The sequence below is a fragment of the Rahnella ecdela genome, from assembly GCF_019049625.1.
Taxonomy (GTDB): domain Bacteria; phylum Pseudomonadota; class Gammaproteobacteria; order Enterobacterales; family Enterobacteriaceae; genus Rahnella; species Rahnella ecdela.
This window is the reverse complement of the sequence record NZ_JAFMOY010000132.1, coordinates 352,784-369,137: the sequence shown is the minus strand read 5'-3', so window position 1 is coordinate 369,137 and position 16,354 is coordinate 352,784. Positions and strand designations below refer to the sequence as shown.

Here is a 16,354-nt window from a genome sequence, read left to right as displayed (position 1 = left end):
TTCTTCCTATGACTGGTTCCGCTACCCGTTCACTGCTTCCCTTAATTGCTGCACTGTTTGCGCTGTATTTTATCTGGGGTTCTACGTATTTCGTTATCCGCGTCGGCGTGGAAAGCTGGCCGCCGCTGATGATGGCCGGTCTGCGTTTCTTCGTCGCCGGATGTATTCTTTTCACCTTTTTACTGCTGCGCGGACATAAAGTCCCGACGCTGAAACAGTGGATGGCCGCCGGTGCTGTAGGGGTTTTGCTGCTCTCGGTCGGCAATGGTCTGGTGACGGTGGCGGAACATATGCAGGTGCCGTCAGGCATTGCCGCAGTGATGGTCGCGACGGTTCCGCTATTCACCCTGTGTTTCAGCCGCCTGTGGGGGATGCCCAACAGCCGCCTGGAGTGGACCGGTGTCGCCATCGGCCTGTTCGGAATTGTGCTGCTCAACACCGGCAGTAATCTGGAAGGCAATCCGTGGGGCGCGGCGCTTATTCTGCTCGCCTCATTAAGCTGGGCATTCGGTTCGGTGTGGAGTTCGCGTCTGCCGCTGCCAACAGGCCTGATGGCTGGTGCAGCGGAAATGATTATCGCCGGTGTGGTATTGCTGGTTGCCAGCCGCGTCACCGGCGAACATCTGACCGCAACGCCATCGCTGCACGGTTTCCTGGCGCTCGGCTATCTGGTGGTTTTTGGCTCGATGATTGCCATCAGCGCGTATATGTTTTTGCTGAAAACCGTGCGTCCCGCCGTCGCCACCAGTTATGCCTACGTGAACCCGATTGTTGCGGTTCTCCTGGGTATCAGCTTCGCCGGTGAATCCCTTTCACCGGTCGAGTGGGTCGCGTTAGGCGTGATCCTCTGCGCAGTCCTGCTGGTCACGTTGGGGAAATTCGTCTTCGGGCGCAAGAAATCGGTGATTAAGGAAGTGAAGGTTTAAGACTCTCTGAGACATATTTCTACTTTTTATCTCCCCGGCCTTGAGCCGGGTTTTTTATTTATCCCACTTCACTTTTTCTGCTTTCCTTCCGTTTGCGACACCCGTCACATCAAACGTTCATTCCTGCGCCTAATCTCATCCATCTATTTGATTATGTTGTATTTGTTTTATTTATGTAACAGCAAATACACCCCTTTCAAATCAATCATTCCACGGACGTTTCGCTAAAAGGATTACCCCATGACCGGATTTCCGGCAGCACGGCAGTTTGATATGACCGCCATGGGTGGCCCGATTGTTCAGGGTTCGCTGGGCGTCATGATTGGCGCGCCGACCGGCGTGGCGTGCTCGGTGTGCCCCGGCGGGGTCAAAGTGGGGAGCCCGGTCAACCCGTCGCTGGGCGCTAAAGTCCTGCCAGATGAGACCGATATCGCGCTGCCCGCGGCGCTGCCGTTTGTCCTCAGCCGCTCCTACAGCAGCTATAAAACGGATACGCCCGCGCCGGTCGGGCTGTGCGGCCCCGGCTGGACGGCGGCGGCCGATATCCGCCTGCAAATTCGCGCGGATGAACTGATTTTGAACGACAACGGCGGGCGCAGCCTGCATTTTCATCTGCTGCCGCCGGGCCAGATTGCCTTCAGCAACAGCGAAAAGCTCTGGCTGGCGCGCGGTGGTATTGATACGCAAAACAGCGCACATCCGCTCAGCAAACTTTGGCAGGCGCTGCCGGAGAAGCTTCGCAACAGTCCCGACGACTATTTCGTGGCGAACGACGCCACCGGTCCCTGGTGGATTTTAGGCGGCGTTCATTTACGACCCGCTCGGGCGGCGCGTCGGCAAGCAGGTCAGCACGCTCAATCCGCAGACGCAGGAAACTGACACGCAAAACACCTGGTTCGGCTGGGACGCCGACCGGCTGGTGCTGACCGAAAACCGCGACATCCAGCTGCACACCATTTATCACCCCGGCAACTTCGTGCCGCTGCTGCGCGCCGAGCACGCGCGGGCAGAAGACAGCCACCGCACGCTGGCAGAGAAGCTCGAAGAAGACGCGGGCGGCGTTTTCCCGCCGGATGTCCATGAGCGCTTTAACGTGATTGAGCAGGAAATCCGCCGCAATCAGGTGAGCGAGGCGAATCACCAGTGGCTGGCCTCCGTCAGCCTGAAAGCCGAAAACATCGCGCTGTGGGTCGACCCGCTGCCGGAAAGCGCCGACATGACCCTGCACCTGTTCCACTGCGACCATCTCGGTACGCCAGTAGGCCTGATTAATCACAAAAACGGCAAGGTAGAATGGCGCGCGGATCTCGAAGTCTGGGGCAACGTGCAGAGCTGCGACAACCCGCACAAACTCCGCCAGCCTATCCGCATACAGGGCCAGCATTTTGATGAAGAATCGGGGCTGCATTACAACCGGCATCGTTATTACGACCCGGCGCAGGGGCGGTATATTACGCAGGATCCGATCGGGTTGATGGGGGGATGGAATGGGTATTCATATACAAATAATCCCATTCAACAGGTAGATCCTCTTGGATTATCTCAAAAAGAAGCCTCGAAAAGAGGAGATATTAAATCGAAAGTCTCAGTACGACCGGATGGTCGACCTTGGGGGGCAGGCTGCGGGGATGCTAGTACAGATAAGTTAGTGCCAGATGGGCTTTTTGGGGCGACATTCTTGCCTGCCTGCAGCGCCCATGATAAATGCTATGAGGATTTGAAAAAAAGTAAGGCTACCTGTGATATTCAGCTAGGAAAAGATATTGTCCTGGCTTGTGATGACAAGTTTGGCGTATTGAAAGGAATGCCAGAAGCAGAGAATCTTCTGTACAATTGCCAAGCAATGTCAGGTATTTATCAGTCCGCAGTAGAAATTCTTGGTGGTGATGCATATGAAACAGCTCAAAAGGCTGCAAAATTAGGGGGGGGTCAATATCAATAGAGAAAAACAATATTTTAATAGCTGGATAGTGAGAGAATAATTTATTATTTATAGGGGGTATATTGAAAAGCTCATCGATACTAATAATTATCATTATAATAACAATGCTTTCTAGCTGTGATGAATATGACCTTAAAAGAGATTTCCATATAAGTCACGTGGCAGTTTGGCCATATGAAATCAAAGGGTTGAGAAATAGGATTATATTCTGTCAAACATGTCTAAAAAACCAAAAATGTAATTCCTATGAGGAAAATCAATGCAGGACTGTCACTCTGCCTGACAGAGTTGAAGCTCTAAATTTAGCAATTATAAAACCTAATTCTGAAGCGGTTTACTTGCTTGTAGATGTTGCGAAAACTGATGTTAATGCCCCCTTTGGAGAGTATGACGAGACACCTTTAATGGTAGCTGCTTATTATGGAACAAAGCAACATGAGGAGATTGCGAAATTTCTGATTTCGAGAGGTGCAGATGTTAATGCGATGGGTGAATCAACAACCAATACGGCTTTATTAACAGCTATTTGGAGAAATCATATCGATTTTGCAAAATTACTTCTCAATAATGGAGCAAATCCCTCATTAACCTCTACAGGTGAACAAGTTGGGTATGCTTGCAAATATGCTGTCAACAGAAAAAAAATCGATTTTCTAGCTATTATACCTAATTGTTGTTCTTTAATTAAAAAAGACCCAAGCTCGACGACTGAAATTAAATCGCATTGTTAATTAATCGATTTTTTACTGCTATCTAGTATGGCTTCATTATTTTTTTATGATGAAATTAAATTTTAAAAGATTTGGTTTGTAATAGCGCAGTGATTAATGGATTCCTTCCTCAGGAATGAGATGACTGCGTTTACAATTAAATTATTTTATGGTGATTAGAGCCGAAATGAAAAAACTTTAAGTATATTGTTTATTTATTGTTGTTCTTGGATTTGCGTTAACTGTTGCAGGGTGTGATAAAAAATTCGAAAAGCTGATTGAAGTTGAAAGTAAAATGATGAATCTTCAGGGTGAATATAACACAGGGGAATATGAATTAATATACAAGCAAGCGTCTGTGTCTTTTAAAGAAGTAGTATCAAAAGACGGATTTGTTAAATTCATGGCGGAAAAATTTAATCAGTTAGGAAAGTATAAGAGTTCGAAGGTGTTGTTTAGCAAGGAGGTCAATGGACGAGTTGTCAACATAACATACATCTCTGTATATGAAAAATATACGTTGGCTGAGGATGTGACATTTAAAGATGAAAAGAATGGTAAGGGCTTGAGGCTATTTCAATATGCCGTTGATACCGGCGGAAAGATAGTCCCTGTAAATAAAACCGAAAGCTCAATGAGAGTGGATTTTGCGCTAAAGTAACTATAATCACTCTTAATATATAATGTTAATTATTATGTGAGTTATGAATTAAGCAAGGAAAAAGTGAAAATGGATGGCATGCGTGATTTAAATAGTGTATGAACGACTATGCCCTGAATTTAACTGGAGGGAGGATGAAAAAAATTTCAGAATTACCACCTAAGATAGGATTGGTTCTTTCATATGTTATTTGTGTGAATATGTGCGCATTCACCAGGAATATGTTTAAAATTATAATGTGGTATGTGTTTAAAAACTCATACCACAGTGTTTGGCTAGTGAATTTTTCAAATCTTATAGCCTATTCTATAATGTTTTGGTGTGGATGTCTTATGGGGTATCTGATACAAGAGAAATCAATTTTTCACGCGTCCTTATCCGTGGCAATAGGCGTTTTATTCACTTATCTGCTTTCCGGGATTACCCCGAATGATTTTGTTATGGTGTTTGAAGGTATCCTGACGGGGGCTGTTTTAGGCGGCATTGGGGGCGGCAGTACCCAGATAGTCAGAAAAATTTTAACCTCAAGAAGCCATAATTAGAGTGTGGAATGACTCATACTCCGCGTCGTGTACCTGATGCTTCGTTCATCAATTATTAGAAGCTATAAAAATCATGCTGAATAGGAACATATTTGGGATGTGGGAAAGGACTGCTGAGTATTTATACACCCTCTGTTTCATTCAAACGGTGCATATAACCTCTCAACAGATTCATTCCGCTGGGATCACTTCTTCTCAAAGAAAATCGACACCCGTGCGACTTCCACGCCGAATTTTTTCAGGGAGGTCACGTTGAACAGGTGCTGTTCGTCCTGCTGATAAATCCAGTCATCGAAGGTCAGGCGGTAGGTGCTGCCGCCTGATTTCACGTCCATCACGTATTTCCAGTTAAACGCGTTACCGGCGGATTGTCCGGTGGCGGTGCCGATAATGTCGCCTGCTGTGCCGCTATACCCGCCGTCGGCGAGTTTGCGGATGTGCCAGACGCGGGTTTGTTTCTCGCCGTCGTCATACACAAAATCTTCATGCAACGTCAGCGTACCGGCCACCACATCGCCACGAATTTTCGCGGTAAAACGTCGCGTTTGTTTATTGCTGTGATCCTGCACCATGCCGTACGCCCGGCTTTCACCGGCGAACCAGGTGAAAATATCCAGTTTGGGTTGGGCCTGAGCATAATCCTCAATGTTGGCTTTACAACCGGACAGAATCAGGATGCAGCCCAGCATTAACGCGAAAAAAACTTTGCGAAAAACAGTCATAAAGCCTCCGGTCAGAGGGATATTAATCCGATGCGGTGGCACCGGTCAGTTTGCTGCGTAAATCCGGATATTGCGTTTCAGGAGAGAGCCAGATGGCCAGAAAGGCGTCACGGAAAGCCGGAGTAAACGCTTTTCCGGCCGGGTTTATCATCACGCTGTTGGCCGCACGGCTGTAGAATTGTCCGCCGTTTTCCGTGGCGACAAAAATGATTTCACTGCCATTACTGACGTCCGGCCAGGTGTCTTCCACGGCTTCCAGCCAGCCATTTTTCTGCGCCTCGGCCAGCAGTCCGAGCGCCTGCCACTGTTCTTCGGTCGCTTTGGTCAGTTCCCCGCGGTCAATACTGCGCAGGTAATCAATGTCTAAAGCCAGCGGCCATTTTTGGGGCTGATATTTGCCGTCAGGCGTCAGCAACTGCGAGTTGTAAACCTCGAACGGCCCCCAGCTGAGCGTGGCGTGTCCGACGGGTTTCCACTGTTCCCAGGGCACAGCAGCGAATAGCGGAGAGGAAAATATCAGCATCAGTGCGGCGGTTAAGAGTGATTTCATCAGCTTCTCCGCAGAGGATTTTGACTGAGCAGAACCGGCAGGCTTATCAGCGGTAAAAACAACGCCCAGCCTGCGGCCAGCAACGGCCAGACATGCCACGGGGTGGCCTGAAGTTGCATCGCGCCAAGGTGCATACCGATAAAATAGGCAAACGGACCACTGACGGCGCCGAGCGGTATCAGCCAGTACACCCTGAGCCGTAAAACTCCCAGCAGCCACAGCCACCAGGCACTGAAACCCAGCCACAGCGCCATCATCCACGGCGGCACGGCGGCGGAATCCGTAAATTCAAACAGGCCCAAAATACACCACAACGAATCCATCATGATGCCCAGCGTACAGGTTACTGCGACCCACAAGCGACGGCGTGACGGGGTGAATGCCAGCATCAGAAAACTGCTGATCAGCAGAAAAAGAATAAAACGATCGCGCCCCCAGACTGCCAGCGTCCACCAGACGTCAAAGCCTGCTGCCAGCAGCCAGAAGCGCAGGGAATTCATCCGCGTCGCTCGGCGGTCAGCTGCACGGTGCTGATGGTACGGGCGCGGAATCCGGCCTCGCAATAGCACAGATAAAACAGCCACAGGCGGCGAAAATGTTCGTCCTGCCCATCGCCGGTTTGCGCATTCCAGTAACGCTGCACGCGCTCGCGCCATTCATGCAGGGTGCGGGCGTAATCGGATCCGATATCAAACAAATCGCGAACCACCAGGCTGGTACAGCGCGTCATGGTGTCATTCATGGCGGTAATGGAGGGCAGAAAACCGCCGGGAAACACGTAACGCTGAATGAAATCGACTTTGCGGCTGTAAGACGCGTAACGCTGGTCGGCAATGGTGATCGCCTGAATTGCCATCCGTCCCTGCGGTTTGAGCAGTGCGTTACAGCGTTTGAAAAAGGTCGGGAGATAGCGCTTTCCGACCGCTTCGATCATCTCAATCGACACCAGTTTGTCGAACTGACCGCGCAGCGAGCGGTAGTCCTCGCACAGGACCGTCACGCGGTCACTCAGCCCGGCTTTTTCAATCCGCTCGCAGGCGAAACGGTATTGCTCGCGGGAAATAGTGGTGGTCGTCACCTGACAGCCGTATTCGCGCGCGGCAAATTCCGCCATTGCGCCCCAGCCGGTACCGATTTCCAGCAGATGATCGCCCGCATGCAGTTGCAGCTGTTCGCACAGACGGCGCATTTTGGCTTCCTGCGCCTGTTCCAGCGTCATTTGTGGTTCCTGATACCAGGCGGAGGAATAGAGCATTTTCTCATCGAGAAAACCCTGATAAAAATCGTTGCCCAGATCGTAATGGGCGGAGATGTTTTTACGCGCCTGAGAAGGGTTGTTGCGGCGGAAAAAGTGGATCAGATTATTGGCGGGCGTGCTGAGCCAGCTCAGGCGCGCTTCGAGTTTATCCACCAGTTTCAGGTTTTCCGCCAGCAGTTGTAACACCGTCGTCAGGTTCGGCGTGGTCCAGTCGCCGTCAATAAAACTTTCCCCCGCCGCAATGCTGCCGCCCAGTAAAACCCGGCGGTAAGCGCGCAGACGATGAACTTCGATTTCACCCTGCAAAGGCGCGGTGTGATCACCAAAAAAAATAGCGTCTTCGCCCGGCTCCCGCAGGGTCAGACCGGCCCCTTTGAGCTGCCTGAGCACGCTCAGGATCACTGCGCGTGCGGCCTTGCTGCGCCTGTTGTTCGCCCCTTCACGGGCGAGCTGCACTTCAGGTTGGCTCATGGTCAGTCCTTATCAACGGGAGGATGAGAATAAATGGGTGCCCGTTTCAGCCACAGTTTCAGTGCCTGCCAGTATATGGTCAGTGCAGTTTTTGCGGTCATCAGGGGCAGCCGCCACAATTGCTGACGCAGCGCCTCGCGGGTCAGCGGGCGGGCGGTCAGAGAAAGGGCAGCATCGAATTCCCGTTCTTTGCGGTGATTTTCGATAGTGATGTGTAACTGTTTTCCCGGGGGTGTCAGACGCCAGTGATAGACCATGTCCATCGGATTGAAGGGCGACACATGAAAGGCTTTCGGCACCGGCTGCGAGCCGTCAGGGAGCACCGCATAGGTGTGGCGTTCATTCCAGGGCGTATTACGCACCTCGGCCAGCATCCAGCGCAAAATTCCACTCTGATCATAAAGGTAGTAGAAGTTGACCGGATTGAAATAACAGCCGAAATAACACAGCTGACATAACAGCATCACGCGCCCTTCGGGGCGTTCGCCGGTCAGCTCGGCAATTCTCGCCTGCGCCTTGGTTTTGATATCGCCGCCGCCGAGATAATCTTTGCGGCGAAAACTGGCATGAGAAAACTTTTCCAGCCGGATCCCCAGAGCGGGCAGCGCATCCAGCTCATCAAGATCAATCAGCGGCATGAAAATGTCGTAGTCAAAACGGTGCTCAACCGGCGTAAACCGGCGATGGCGCACGGTGCCAACATACAGCTGGCTGTTCATGACGCCTCCCGTTTTTCCTGACTGCGTTCGGCCTGCACGCTGAATAACCGCAAACTCAGCTGTTCCGCCACGTCGCGCGCGCTGTTGACGCCATCTTCATGAAAACCGTTGTACCAGTACGCGCCGCAATACCAGGTGTTGTGGAAGCCGTTGATCCGGTAACGCTCCTGCTGTGCGTGATGGCTGACCAGATTCAGAACCGGATGCATATAAGTGGCGCGGAACAATACTTTGCTCTCATCAATGGGCGTCAGCGGATTAAGGGAAACACAAAAGGTTTGCGGCGTATTCAGTCCCTGCAAAATATTCATGTTATAGGTCACGCTGGCACGGCGGCTGTGCGCCGGATTGCTGTCGCGAAAATCACCGCGCTCCGACGGATGCAGCGAATTAGGCAACTGATAATTCCAGCTCGCCCAGGCGCGTTTTTCGCGGGGTAACAGGCGAGTGTCGGTATGCAAAATGACGTCATTGGCCTGATAAGGCAGCGCACCGAGAATGTTTTTTTCTGCTTCCGTGGCGCTCTGCCCGAGAATATTCAGGGCCTGGTCGGAATGGCAGGCGAAAACCAGCTGATCAAATTGTTCTTCGCCGCGCTCAGAGTGCAGCGTCACGCCGCAGGGCGTGCGGACAACGTGAGTGACCGGCGTGCTGGTCAGCAGTTTTACGCTGACGGGCAATTTCTCCTGCATCCGGCGGATATATTCGCGCGAACCTCCCGGTACAACCATCCACCGGGGACGGTTCGTGACATCCAGCAGCCCGTGATTGTTGAAGAAACGCAGAAACATCGACAGCGGAAAATTCGCCATATCGCCGAGAGAAGATGACCAGATCGCCGCGCCCATAGGCAGCACATAATGCAGGGCGAAGAACGGCGAAAATCCGTTCTGATCGAGCAAATCAGCCAGCGTGTCTTCGTCGTTATGCGGATTGAGCAGGCGTGCTTTACACAGTTTATTAAAGCGCAAAATTTCGAAAATAAACCGCCAGAACTGCGGCCTGAACAGGTTGCGCCGCTGTGCAAACAGGCTGTTGAGAGAATGCCCGTTGTATTCGAGTTTGCTGAGCGGATTACGCACAGAAAAACTCATTTCAGTCGGCTGGCCTTCAATGCCCAGCTCTTTGAGCAAAGCAATAAAATGCGGATACGTGCGCGAGTTATAGACAATAAAACCGGTATCAATGGCATATTCCTGACCGTCTGAAATCACATCCTGCGTGGCGGTGTGCCCGCCTAATGTGGGAGACGCCTCAAAGACGGTAATTTCGCAATCCGGCTGCTCCTTGGCCAGTAACCAGGCACAGCTCAGCCCCGAAATTCCGCTGCCCACGATAGCCACTTTAGTCGTCATTTTATTTCACCATTTTCCGGCATAACCATTTTTGCAGACCGACCGGCAGCAATGCGGCGGTTTTCAGCAAGCGGGCAAAAAGAGGAGGGAAGGCAATTTCGCTGGCTCCGTGCGCCAGTTTTTTACGGATGTGATTTGATGCCTGCTCCGCGGTCACCATCATCGGCATCGGAAAATCATTGCGTGCCGTCAGGGGCGTTTCGACAAATCCCGGCTGGATCAGGGAAACGTGGATCTGACGTTTGGCCAGATCCACCGCCAGAGATCGCGCAAAAAAGGCCAGTGCGGCTTTTGATGCGCCGTAAGCTTCGCTGCGTGAAAAAGGTAAAAGCCAGGCAGTGGAACCGACCAGCGCCACGCGACTGCCGGGGGCGAGACGGGGTAACAGGGCGTCGAGACAATTGACCGGGCCGATGAAATTGGTGTTCATCACGCGGGCGACTTTTTCAGCCTCAACCACGCCGTCATCCAGATATTCGCAGGTTCCGGCGCACAGGATCACCAGATCAGCCTGCGTGTCCTGCAAAGCCTGGCGGGTTTCTGATAAATCGGTGATATCAAAACGTAGCGGGATAATCAGTGGACTGGCGGCGGCGACCGCAATGAGTTTTTCACCGTCACGCCCGCAGGCGATGACTTCCCAGCCTTCTGCGGCATAGTCCTGTGCCAGCTGTTTTCCGATACCCGAACTGGCACCGGTGATCAGGACGCGGCGCATTATTTCAGCCTGGCTTTGACCGCGCGGACAGCGCCGCCGAGAACCGGAACATGCTCATACAGCATGGCACCGAGATCGTAATAATCCCGCTGATAGGCAATCCGGTTGTCCGTCAGGCGCAGATGGCTGGCACCATTGAGAAACATGGCCTGACCTTTTTTCAGCGCCGGATGCGAAAACTCCATCTGCCAGAACAGCGATGCCTGATTGCCATTGGTCAGCGGAGGCTGAATTTCAAAGCGGCAATAATTCACTTTTTTAAGCAACTGCGCGAAATAGCGTTCGAGCGCATCGACGCCGTCGTAATGCGAAACCGGATCGATAAAAACCACATGCGGATGGTAAATCCGTGAAAGCTGCGGCAGCTGGCTCACATCAAGATGGCTGTAAAATTCGCAAAGCCGGGTCAGAACATCAGCAGGTATTGCGGGTTCAGGAAAATGTTTAATCATTATTTTTTCCTTTCATTACGCACTGGCACTATCTGCAGAACAGGAGGCGCACCTGCACCGTGAAGATTTTCGACATTATCGTTTTCGTCTTCGCTGTCTTGCGAGCCCAGCAGCAGAGCGGCGCTGCCCAGAAGAAGGATCGACAGTCCCTGTTCAACCCAGTTCAGCAGGCGCTGGCGCTGAATTTGCGTCAGCTTGCCCTCCGCCCACAACAGGATTTGCGAACCGGTGAGGTTTTCCAGATGCGGGTCATCGAGCTGTACGGGCATGATTTCGACCTGCATCCCTTCCTCGCAGCGCACAATGGCCTCAAGCCACAGTTCGGTGCTGTCCAGATGCCCCCAGCCGACCAGCGTCGCGGGATTGCCGGGACGTTTACGGGCAGCGGCCATGCACATCACTGCGTGCTCAATGATCAGCCCGTCGAGCTGGCTGCGTAACATCAGCAGGCGCGGATCCCCGGCACTCAGGCGCGAGCGCAACGGTCTGAGCACGTTATTCACAAATGACGTCGCCGGATATTCGCGGCCCAGTTCCATGATTAACTGGCGGACTTTATTGCTGCGGCCTTCCTGCAATGCGGTCAGTAACCGATGTTCGGACTGCGACCAGCCGCCCGGCAGCGCGTCGACTTTGCCTTCGAGCAGGGATTTCACCTGACCGACCGGGATGCCGCGATTAATCCAGCCCAAAATCGTGCGGATAGTATCAAGGTCATCATCATTAAACAGACGATGGCCGCCTTCGGTTCGCTGAGGCTTCAGCAGGCCGTAACGGCGCTGCCAGGCACGCAATGTAACCGGGTTGATACCACAAATTCGGGCGACTTCGCCGATGCTGTAAAGAGACATAATGATTTCCAAAATTTTCCCGCTAACTAAAGTTAACTCTAGCGTCAGATTGCAAAGCTGTACAACTTTATTATTTTTGTACAACTTAACTAATACTCACTGATTACATTATTTTAACTTGCTCAATTCCCGAATAAGAGATAATTTCCCGATATTGAGATTTCACGGCTGGGATTAAAAATGGAAGAAGGGCAGGACAATCACGATCTGCGTCTGGCAGAGCGGCTGGCGGAATTACGCATCGGGCAGGGCTGGTCGCTTGAACAACTGGCGCAACACACCGGTATCAGCCGCGCCACGCTTTCACGGATAGAACGGGCAGAAACCAGCCCGACCGCTTCTTTGCTCGGCAAACTGAGCGCGGCCTACGGCCTGACCACTTCACGTTTGCTGATGGCACTGGAAGATAACCCGCCGGAGCTTATCCGCAGCGCGCAGCAACCGGTCTGGCATGATCGCGAAACCGGTTTTGAGCGTCGTTCGGTCTCCGCGCCTGCTCCGGGTTTTCGCGCAGAACTGATTTCCGGCGTGCTGAAATCAGGTGCGACTATTTCCTATGACTCCCCGCCGGTGGACGGCCTCGAGCAGCACATCTGGATGCTGGAAGGCGTGCTGGAATTCACGCTTGATGGGCGGTGTTACCGTCTGGAGGCGGGCGACTGCCTGCGTTTTCATCTTCACGGCACTTCCTCTTTTCACGTACCTGGCCCGCAGGCTGCCCGTTACGCCATCGTTATTTCACGTCCTTAGTCTCTGATAACAAGGAAATATTCCATGCAAAACAGCCATGAAGTGGTGATAAGTGAAGTGCAGGGCGGCGTGCTGACATCCGCGGATCTGGATGCACTGGCAGAAACGCTGATGCAATCCGTCGCACTCGGCGCGAGTATCGGCTTCATTTTACCTTTTGGTTTTGTGCAGGCGCAGGCGTTCTGGCAAAAACTTCTGCCAGCCTTTGAGCGCGGTGAAAAGCGTCTGCTGGTGGCGCGCGTGGCAGGGAAAATTGCCGGCACCGTGCAACTGGTGGTCGATCAGCCCGCCAACGGCATACATCGTGGCGATGTCGTGAAACTGATGGTTCACCCCGACGGCCGCCGCAAGGGTATTGCCCGCCAGCTGATGACTGCGGTCGAATCGCTGGCACGCGAAGAAGGCAAAACCCTGTTGGTACTCGATACCGTCACCGGCAGTCCGGCACAGACATTGTATGAAAATCTGGGGTTCACCCTGAGCGGCACCATTCCACACTACGCAATGTCGACGGAAGGCCTGCTGGAATCGACGAGCGTGATGTATAAGGTGCTGATGTGAAATGTTTTAAAGTCAAAACCGTGGGCGTCGGCCCACACCGACTTGGGAGGCGGCCTATCGCCGCCGCCCCCCAAGACCCCCGGGCTCTTTCACTGCACGCTCCGCTCGCTGACTATGTTTCATAAGCCGCAGTGATAGCCGCAAAATCCCGCCGCTGCGCGGTTCCCTCCCATCGGGTTACAACCCGCGCAAAAAGATGCGCGGTTTTCCACCTCTCGTCCGGCGGTATTTTGGAACCGGCCTCAGGCTCTTAATTCACAACCTGACTGATTTTGAAATCTAAAAACTGTCTGCCCTTGAATTTAAGATGCTGCGGGCGTTTCAGAAAGCTTGCTGAATGAGAGGTTGCAGACCTGAGGCTGCAATCCCGAAATGAAGATACCGCGCAGCGGCAAGATTTCCAGCCTGTCGCGGTGGTTGCTGAAACATAGTGTCTAGCGATAGCGCGCAGTGTAAGAGCCCGGGATTCTCAAGGGGTGCGGCGACAGGCGCCCCTTGAGGCCAGTTTGGGTGGCAACCCAAGGTTTTGTGGATGTGGGCGGCGAGCCCACGGTGTTGACTTCAAAAAAGCCGAAATATAGCGGCGGTCTCTGCTATCTCTTCTGAATATATGTCAGCGCTAAAGCCACCGCCAGCACCAGTCCTTTTATGATATCCATCGCGTAATACGGCACGGACAACATCACCAGACCGTTCGACAATACGCCTAAAATCACTGCGCCCAGCAAAGTCCCCAGCGCATTTGGCTTGCCGGAACCTGCCAGCGAGAAACCGATATAGGCAGCGGCAACGGCGTCCATCAGATAGCCGCCACCGGCATTTACCTGTGAAGACCCGATACGTGAAGCCAGCAAAATCCCGCCTGCACCGGCCAGCACTGATGACATTACATACGCAATCACGCGGTAACGCGCGGTGCGGATCCCTGCCAGACGCGCAGCCAGCGGGTTGCCGCCAATGGCGTACATGCGACGGCCATGCTTGGTCAGCGACATAAACAGTTGTACCGCAACGGTCACGACCGCCATCACGATCACAATCACCGGCACCTGACCGAGCAGGCTAAACACCGCCGGCACCGTGCCTTCTGCCATATCACCGCTCGGTAAAAGCATGTTTTCAGTGATCGAACCACCGTAGCTGTACGTCATTGCCGCGCCCTGGATAACAAACAGGCTGGCGAGGGTGGCGAGCATATCTGGGATCTTCAGGATGACAATCAGGAAGGCGTTGAACAGGCCGACCAGCGTACACAGCGCCAGCGTGATTAAGATGGCTTCGGTAGTGCCGAAACCGTGCCAGACGAACATCGAAATCACCAGCGCATTGGCGAGTGACGCCGTTGAGCCGACCGACAAATCGAAGCCACCAACCGCCAGGGAAATCGATACGCCGATGGCAATGACCGTCACGATGGCAATGGAACGCAAAATATTGATGATGTTCGACGGTTCGAGGAAGTTATCGGATGCCACGCCAAAACCGGCGATCAGCAATACCACGGTCAGTAACATGCCCCATTTATACAAAAACTCGAACAGCTGATGACGCCACGGCTGACTCGCTGCGGGCACGCTTTCTTTACTCACCACGGCTTTGTTCACGCGGGTGTTCCTCCGGTTGAATAGACTAATAAGGTTTCTTCGTCGACGTTGGCGGCGTCGAGTTCGGCCACAATTCGGCCATCCCACAACACCAGAATGCGGTCGCATAAACCGACCAGTTCGGCGAACTCACCGGAAGCATAAATAATGCCTTTTCCCTGTTGCGCCAGGCCGTCGATCAGCCTGAACACGTCCGTTTTGGCCTTGATGTCTACGCCTTTGGTCGGTTCGTCAAAAATCAACACCTGACTCTCACTGCGCAGCCATTTCCCGATAGCGACCTTTTGCTGGTTGCCGCCGGAAAGCCGTGCCAGCTTCTGCATCGGCCCGGAAGCGCGAATGCCTAAGCGGCTGATAATGTCTTTTGCCCATGACAATGACTGGCGCGTGTTGAAAATACTCCAGCGCGAAAACGAGTCATCGGCGGTCACGCTCAGGTTCATCGGGATATTTTCATCAATGAAAATCCCTTCCTTACGCCGTTCTTCCGGCACTAACGCCAGCCCCTGTTCGACAGAAAGGTGCGGCTCTTTCGGTTTCCACGGTTTGCCATTCAGCTCGCCGCTTTCCACCTGACTCGGCGTCGCACCAAACAGCGCTTTGCACAGTTCAGTTTTTCCGGCACCGGCCAGTCCGGCAATCCCAAGAATTTCCCCGCGATGCAGACGTAGCGAGATATCGCGCAGTTTGTCTTTATCGTGCATCCCGTGAATGCTCAGCAGCGTTTCACCGCTGTGCGGCGGGCGGCGCGGCGGATAAATATCATCAAGCTGATGGCCAATCATCTTCTCGATAATGTGCTCGTTGCTCAGGCCGTCCATGCTGTCATCGCTGACCAGACGCCCGTCGCGCAGCACCGTCATGCGGTCACAGATATCGCGAAGTTCATGAATGCGGTGCGAGATAAACACAATCGCCATTCCGGCGGCTTTCAGCTTGCGCACCAGTGTAAACAGACGCGCGCTTTCCGCCTGATCGAGCGGGGCAGTGGGCTCATCAAGGATCAGGAACCGGCATTTGTGCGATAACGCACGCGCCAGCAAAATCAGCTGTTTCTCTGCCAGCGTGCAGCTTTCGATACGCGCCCGCAGGCTGATGTTCAGCCCGAGTTGTTCGATGAGCAATTGCGCCTGACGGTAAAGCTGCGGCCAGTTATGCAGATGACCCGGTTCCGAAAGCCGGTCGAGCATAATGTTTTCGGCAACGTTCAGCGTCGGCACCAGCGCGACATCGACTTCCTGCTGCACCAGATGAATACCGTGCTCACGGGCATGATGCGGCAGGCGGATATTCACCGCTTCACCGTCGATGTGTATCTGCCCGGTGTAATGATCATGCGTGCCCGAAAGCACCGCCATCAGCGTCGATTTTCCCGCACCGTTCGCGCCGACTAACGCGTGGACGGATCCGCCTTGCAGCGTGAAATCCACCTGGCGCAGGGCAGGGAATCCGGCAAATGAAATCGAGATATCGCGCATCTCAAGGAGGGAGGTGGTCACTGAGCGTTGGGCCTTATTAAATAGACGGATGGGGATTTAGACGTTTAGCCGTCTATTGAGATT

At 53.0% G+C, this 16,354-nt stretch carries 17 protein-coding genes and 1 pseudogene; 7 read left to right on the top strand and 11 right to left on the bottom strand.

The features are described 5' to 3' along the window. Positions 1-8: 8 nt before the first annotated feature. The 5 genes and pseudogenes from yedA (at position 9) to J1784_RS22510 (ending at position 4,239) form a co-directional block, all read left to right on the top strand. Positions 9-926, top strand: coding sequence for a drug/metabolite exporter YedA (gene yedA, locus J1784_RS22530; protein ID WP_217151040.1), 918 nt, complete (start codon positions 9-11; stop codon positions 924-926). A 240-nt stretch (positions 927-1,166) separates the two neighbouring features. Next, positions 1,167-1,727: pseudogene (locus J1784_RS22525) on the top strand (DUF6531 domain-containing protein); the annotation flags it as partial. A gap of 118 nt (positions 1,728-1,845) precedes the next feature. Further along, positions 1,846-2,868 carry an RHS repeat-associated core domain-containing protein gene (locus J1784_RS22520; protein WP_217151038.1) on the top strand — a complete coding sequence of 341 codons (1,023 nt, stop codon included), beginning with the start codon at positions 1,846-1,848 and terminating at the stop codon, positions 2,866-2,868. A 62-nt stretch (positions 2,869-2,930) separates the two neighbouring features. Next, positions 2,931-3,599, top strand: coding sequence for an ankyrin repeat domain-containing protein (locus tag J1784_RS22515; RefSeq protein WP_217151037.1), 669 nt, complete (start codon positions 2,931-2,933; stop codon positions 3,597-3,599). 274 nt (positions 3,600-3,873) lie between these two features. Beyond that, the gene (locus tag J1784_RS22510; protein ID WP_217151036.1) at positions 3,874-4,239 is read left to right on the top strand and encodes a DUF4019 domain-containing protein; all 366 of its coding nucleotides are present in this window, start codon (positions 3,874-3,876) and stop codon (positions 4,237-4,239) included. Between the two features lie 727 nt (positions 4,240-4,966). On the opposite strand, the gene J1784_RS22505 is transcribed toward J1784_RS22510, so the two are convergent. From J1784_RS22505 to J1784_RS22465, 9 genes are read right to left on the bottom strand one after another with little or no spacing between them, the layout of a single operon-like run. Then, the gene (locus tag J1784_RS22505) at positions 4,967-5,503 is read right to left on the bottom strand and encodes a DUF3833 domain-containing protein (protein WP_217151035.1); all 537 of its coding nucleotides are present in this window, start codon (positions 5,501-5,503) and stop codon (positions 4,967-4,969) included. Between the two features lie 22 nt (positions 5,504-5,525). Beyond that, the gene (locus J1784_RS22500) at positions 5,526-6,053 is read right to left on the bottom strand and encodes a hypothetical protein (RefSeq protein ID WP_238485655.1); all 528 of its coding nucleotides are present in this window, start codon (positions 6,051-6,053) and stop codon (positions 5,526-5,528) included. Next, positions 6,053-6,553: a DUF2878 domain-containing protein gene (locus J1784_RS22495; RefSeq protein ID WP_217151034.1), complete on the bottom strand. Its 501-nt coding sequence runs from the start codon at positions 6,551-6,553 to the stop codon at positions 6,053-6,055. Before J1784_RS22495 ends, J1784_RS22500 begins: the two co-directional genes overlap by 1 nt. Beyond that, positions 6,550-7,782: an SAM-dependent methyltransferase gene (locus J1784_RS22490; RefSeq protein ID WP_217151033.1), complete on the bottom strand. Its 1,233-nt coding sequence runs from the start codon at positions 7,780-7,782 to the stop codon at positions 6,550-6,552. Before J1784_RS22490 ends, J1784_RS22495 begins: the two co-directional genes overlap by 4 nt. A 2-nt stretch (positions 7,783-7,784) precedes the next feature. Beyond that, positions 7,785-8,501, bottom strand: coding sequence for a DUF1365 domain-containing protein (locus J1784_RS22485; protein ID WP_217151032.1), 717 nt, complete (start codon positions 8,499-8,501; stop codon positions 7,785-7,787). Further along, a complete protein-coding gene (locus J1784_RS22480) occupies positions 8,498-9,856 on the bottom strand; it encodes an NAD(P)/FAD-dependent oxidoreductase (protein WP_217151031.1) in 1,359 nt (452 codons plus the stop codon). Before J1784_RS22480 ends, J1784_RS22485 begins: the two co-directional genes overlap by 4 nt. Before the next feature lies 1 nt (position 9,857). Beyond that, on the bottom strand, positions 9,858-10,574 hold the full coding sequence (locus tag J1784_RS22475) for an SDR family NAD(P)-dependent oxidoreductase (protein ID WP_217151030.1): 717 nt from the start codon (positions 10,572-10,574) through the stop codon (positions 9,858-9,860). Then, the gene (locus J1784_RS22470) at positions 10,574-11,026 is read right to left on the bottom strand and encodes a nuclear transport factor 2 family protein (protein ID WP_217151029.1); all 453 of its coding nucleotides are present in this window, start codon (positions 11,024-11,026) and stop codon (positions 10,574-10,576) included. Before J1784_RS22470 ends, J1784_RS22475 begins: the two co-directional genes overlap by 1 nt. Then, positions 11,026-11,877 carry a MerR family transcriptional regulator gene (locus J1784_RS22465; protein WP_217151028.1) on the bottom strand — a complete coding sequence of 284 codons (852 nt, stop codon included), beginning with the start codon at positions 11,875-11,877 and terminating at the stop codon, positions 11,026-11,028. Before J1784_RS22465 ends, J1784_RS22470 begins: the two co-directional genes overlap by 1 nt. Positions 11,878-12,057: 180 nt before the next feature. Between J1784_RS22465 and J1784_RS22460 the strand changes: the two genes are divergently transcribed. Beyond that, complete coding sequence (locus J1784_RS22460; protein ID WP_217151027.1) at positions 12,058-12,627, top strand: helix-turn-helix domain-containing protein; 570 nt, start codon at positions 12,058-12,060, stop codon at positions 12,625-12,627. 24 nt (positions 12,628-12,651) lie between these two features. Further along, positions 12,652-13,188 carry a GNAT family N-acetyltransferase gene (locus tag J1784_RS22455; RefSeq protein WP_217151026.1) on the top strand — a complete coding sequence of 179 codons (537 nt, stop codon included), beginning with the start codon at positions 12,652-12,654 and terminating at the stop codon, positions 13,186-13,188. Between the two features lie 593 nt (positions 13,189-13,781). Here J1784_RS22455 and J1784_RS22450 read toward each other — a convergent pair. After that, entirely contained in the window at positions 13,782-14,780 is a 999-nt protein-coding gene (locus J1784_RS22450) for an ABC transporter permease (RefSeq protein ID WP_420803991.1), read from the bottom strand. 8 nt (positions 14,781-14,788) lie between these two features. Beyond that, complete coding sequence (locus J1784_RS22445; RefSeq protein WP_217151160.1) at positions 14,789-16,270, bottom strand: sugar ABC transporter ATP-binding protein; 1,482 nt, start codon at positions 16,268-16,270, stop codon at positions 14,789-14,791. Positions 16,271-16,354 lie beyond the last annotated feature (84 nt).

Coding starts and splice junctions, on each gene's coding strand:
- yedA (WP_217151040.1), top strand. CDS start 9: ATGACTGGTTCCGCTACCCGTTCACTGCTTCCCTTAATTGCTGCACTG.
- J1784_RS22510 (WP_217151036.1), top strand. CDS start 3,874: ATGATGAATCTTCAGGGTGAATATAACACAGGGGAATATGAATTAATA.
- J1784_RS22505 (WP_217151035.1), bottom strand. CDS start 5,503: ATGACTGTTTTTCGCAAAGTTTTTTTCGCGTTAATGCTGGGCTGCATC.
- J1784_RS22500 (WP_238485655.1), bottom strand. CDS start 6,053: ATGAAATCACTCTTAACCGCCGCACTGATGCTGATATTTTCCTCTCCG.
- J1784_RS22495 (WP_217151034.1), bottom strand. CDS start 6,553: ATGAATTCCCTGCGCTTCTGGCTGCTGGCAGCAGGCTTTGACGTCTGG.
- J1784_RS22490 (WP_217151033.1), bottom strand. CDS start 7,782: ATGAGCCAACCTGAAGTGCAGCTCGCCCGTGAAGGGGCGAACAACAGG.
- J1784_RS22485 (WP_217151032.1), bottom strand. CDS start 8,501: ATGAACAGCCAGCTGTATGTTGGCACCGTGCGCCATCGCCGGTTTACG.
- J1784_RS22480 (WP_217151031.1), bottom strand. CDS start 9,856: ATGACGACTAAAGTGGCTATCGTGGGCAGCGGAATTTCGGGGCTGAGC.
- J1784_RS22475 (WP_217151030.1), bottom strand. CDS start 10,574: ATGCGCCGCGTCCTGATCACCGGTGCCAGTTCGGGTATCGGAAAACAG.
- J1784_RS22470 (WP_217151029.1), bottom strand. CDS start 11,026: ATGATTAAACATTTTCCTGAACCCGCAATACCTGCTGATGTTCTGACC.
- J1784_RS22465 (WP_217151028.1), bottom strand. CDS start 11,877: ATGTCTCTTTACAGCATCGGCGAAGTCGCCCGAATTTGTGGTATCAAC.
- J1784_RS22460 (WP_217151027.1), top strand. CDS start 12,058: ATGGAAGAAGGGCAGGACAATCACGATCTGCGTCTGGCAGAGCGGCTG.
- J1784_RS22455 (WP_217151026.1), top strand. CDS start 12,652: ATGCAAAACAGCCATGAAGTGGTGATAAGTGAAGTGCAGGGCGGCGTG.
- J1784_RS22445 (WP_217151160.1), bottom strand. CDS start 16,270: ATGCGCGATATCTCGATTTCATTTGCCGGATTCCCTGCCCTGCGCCAG.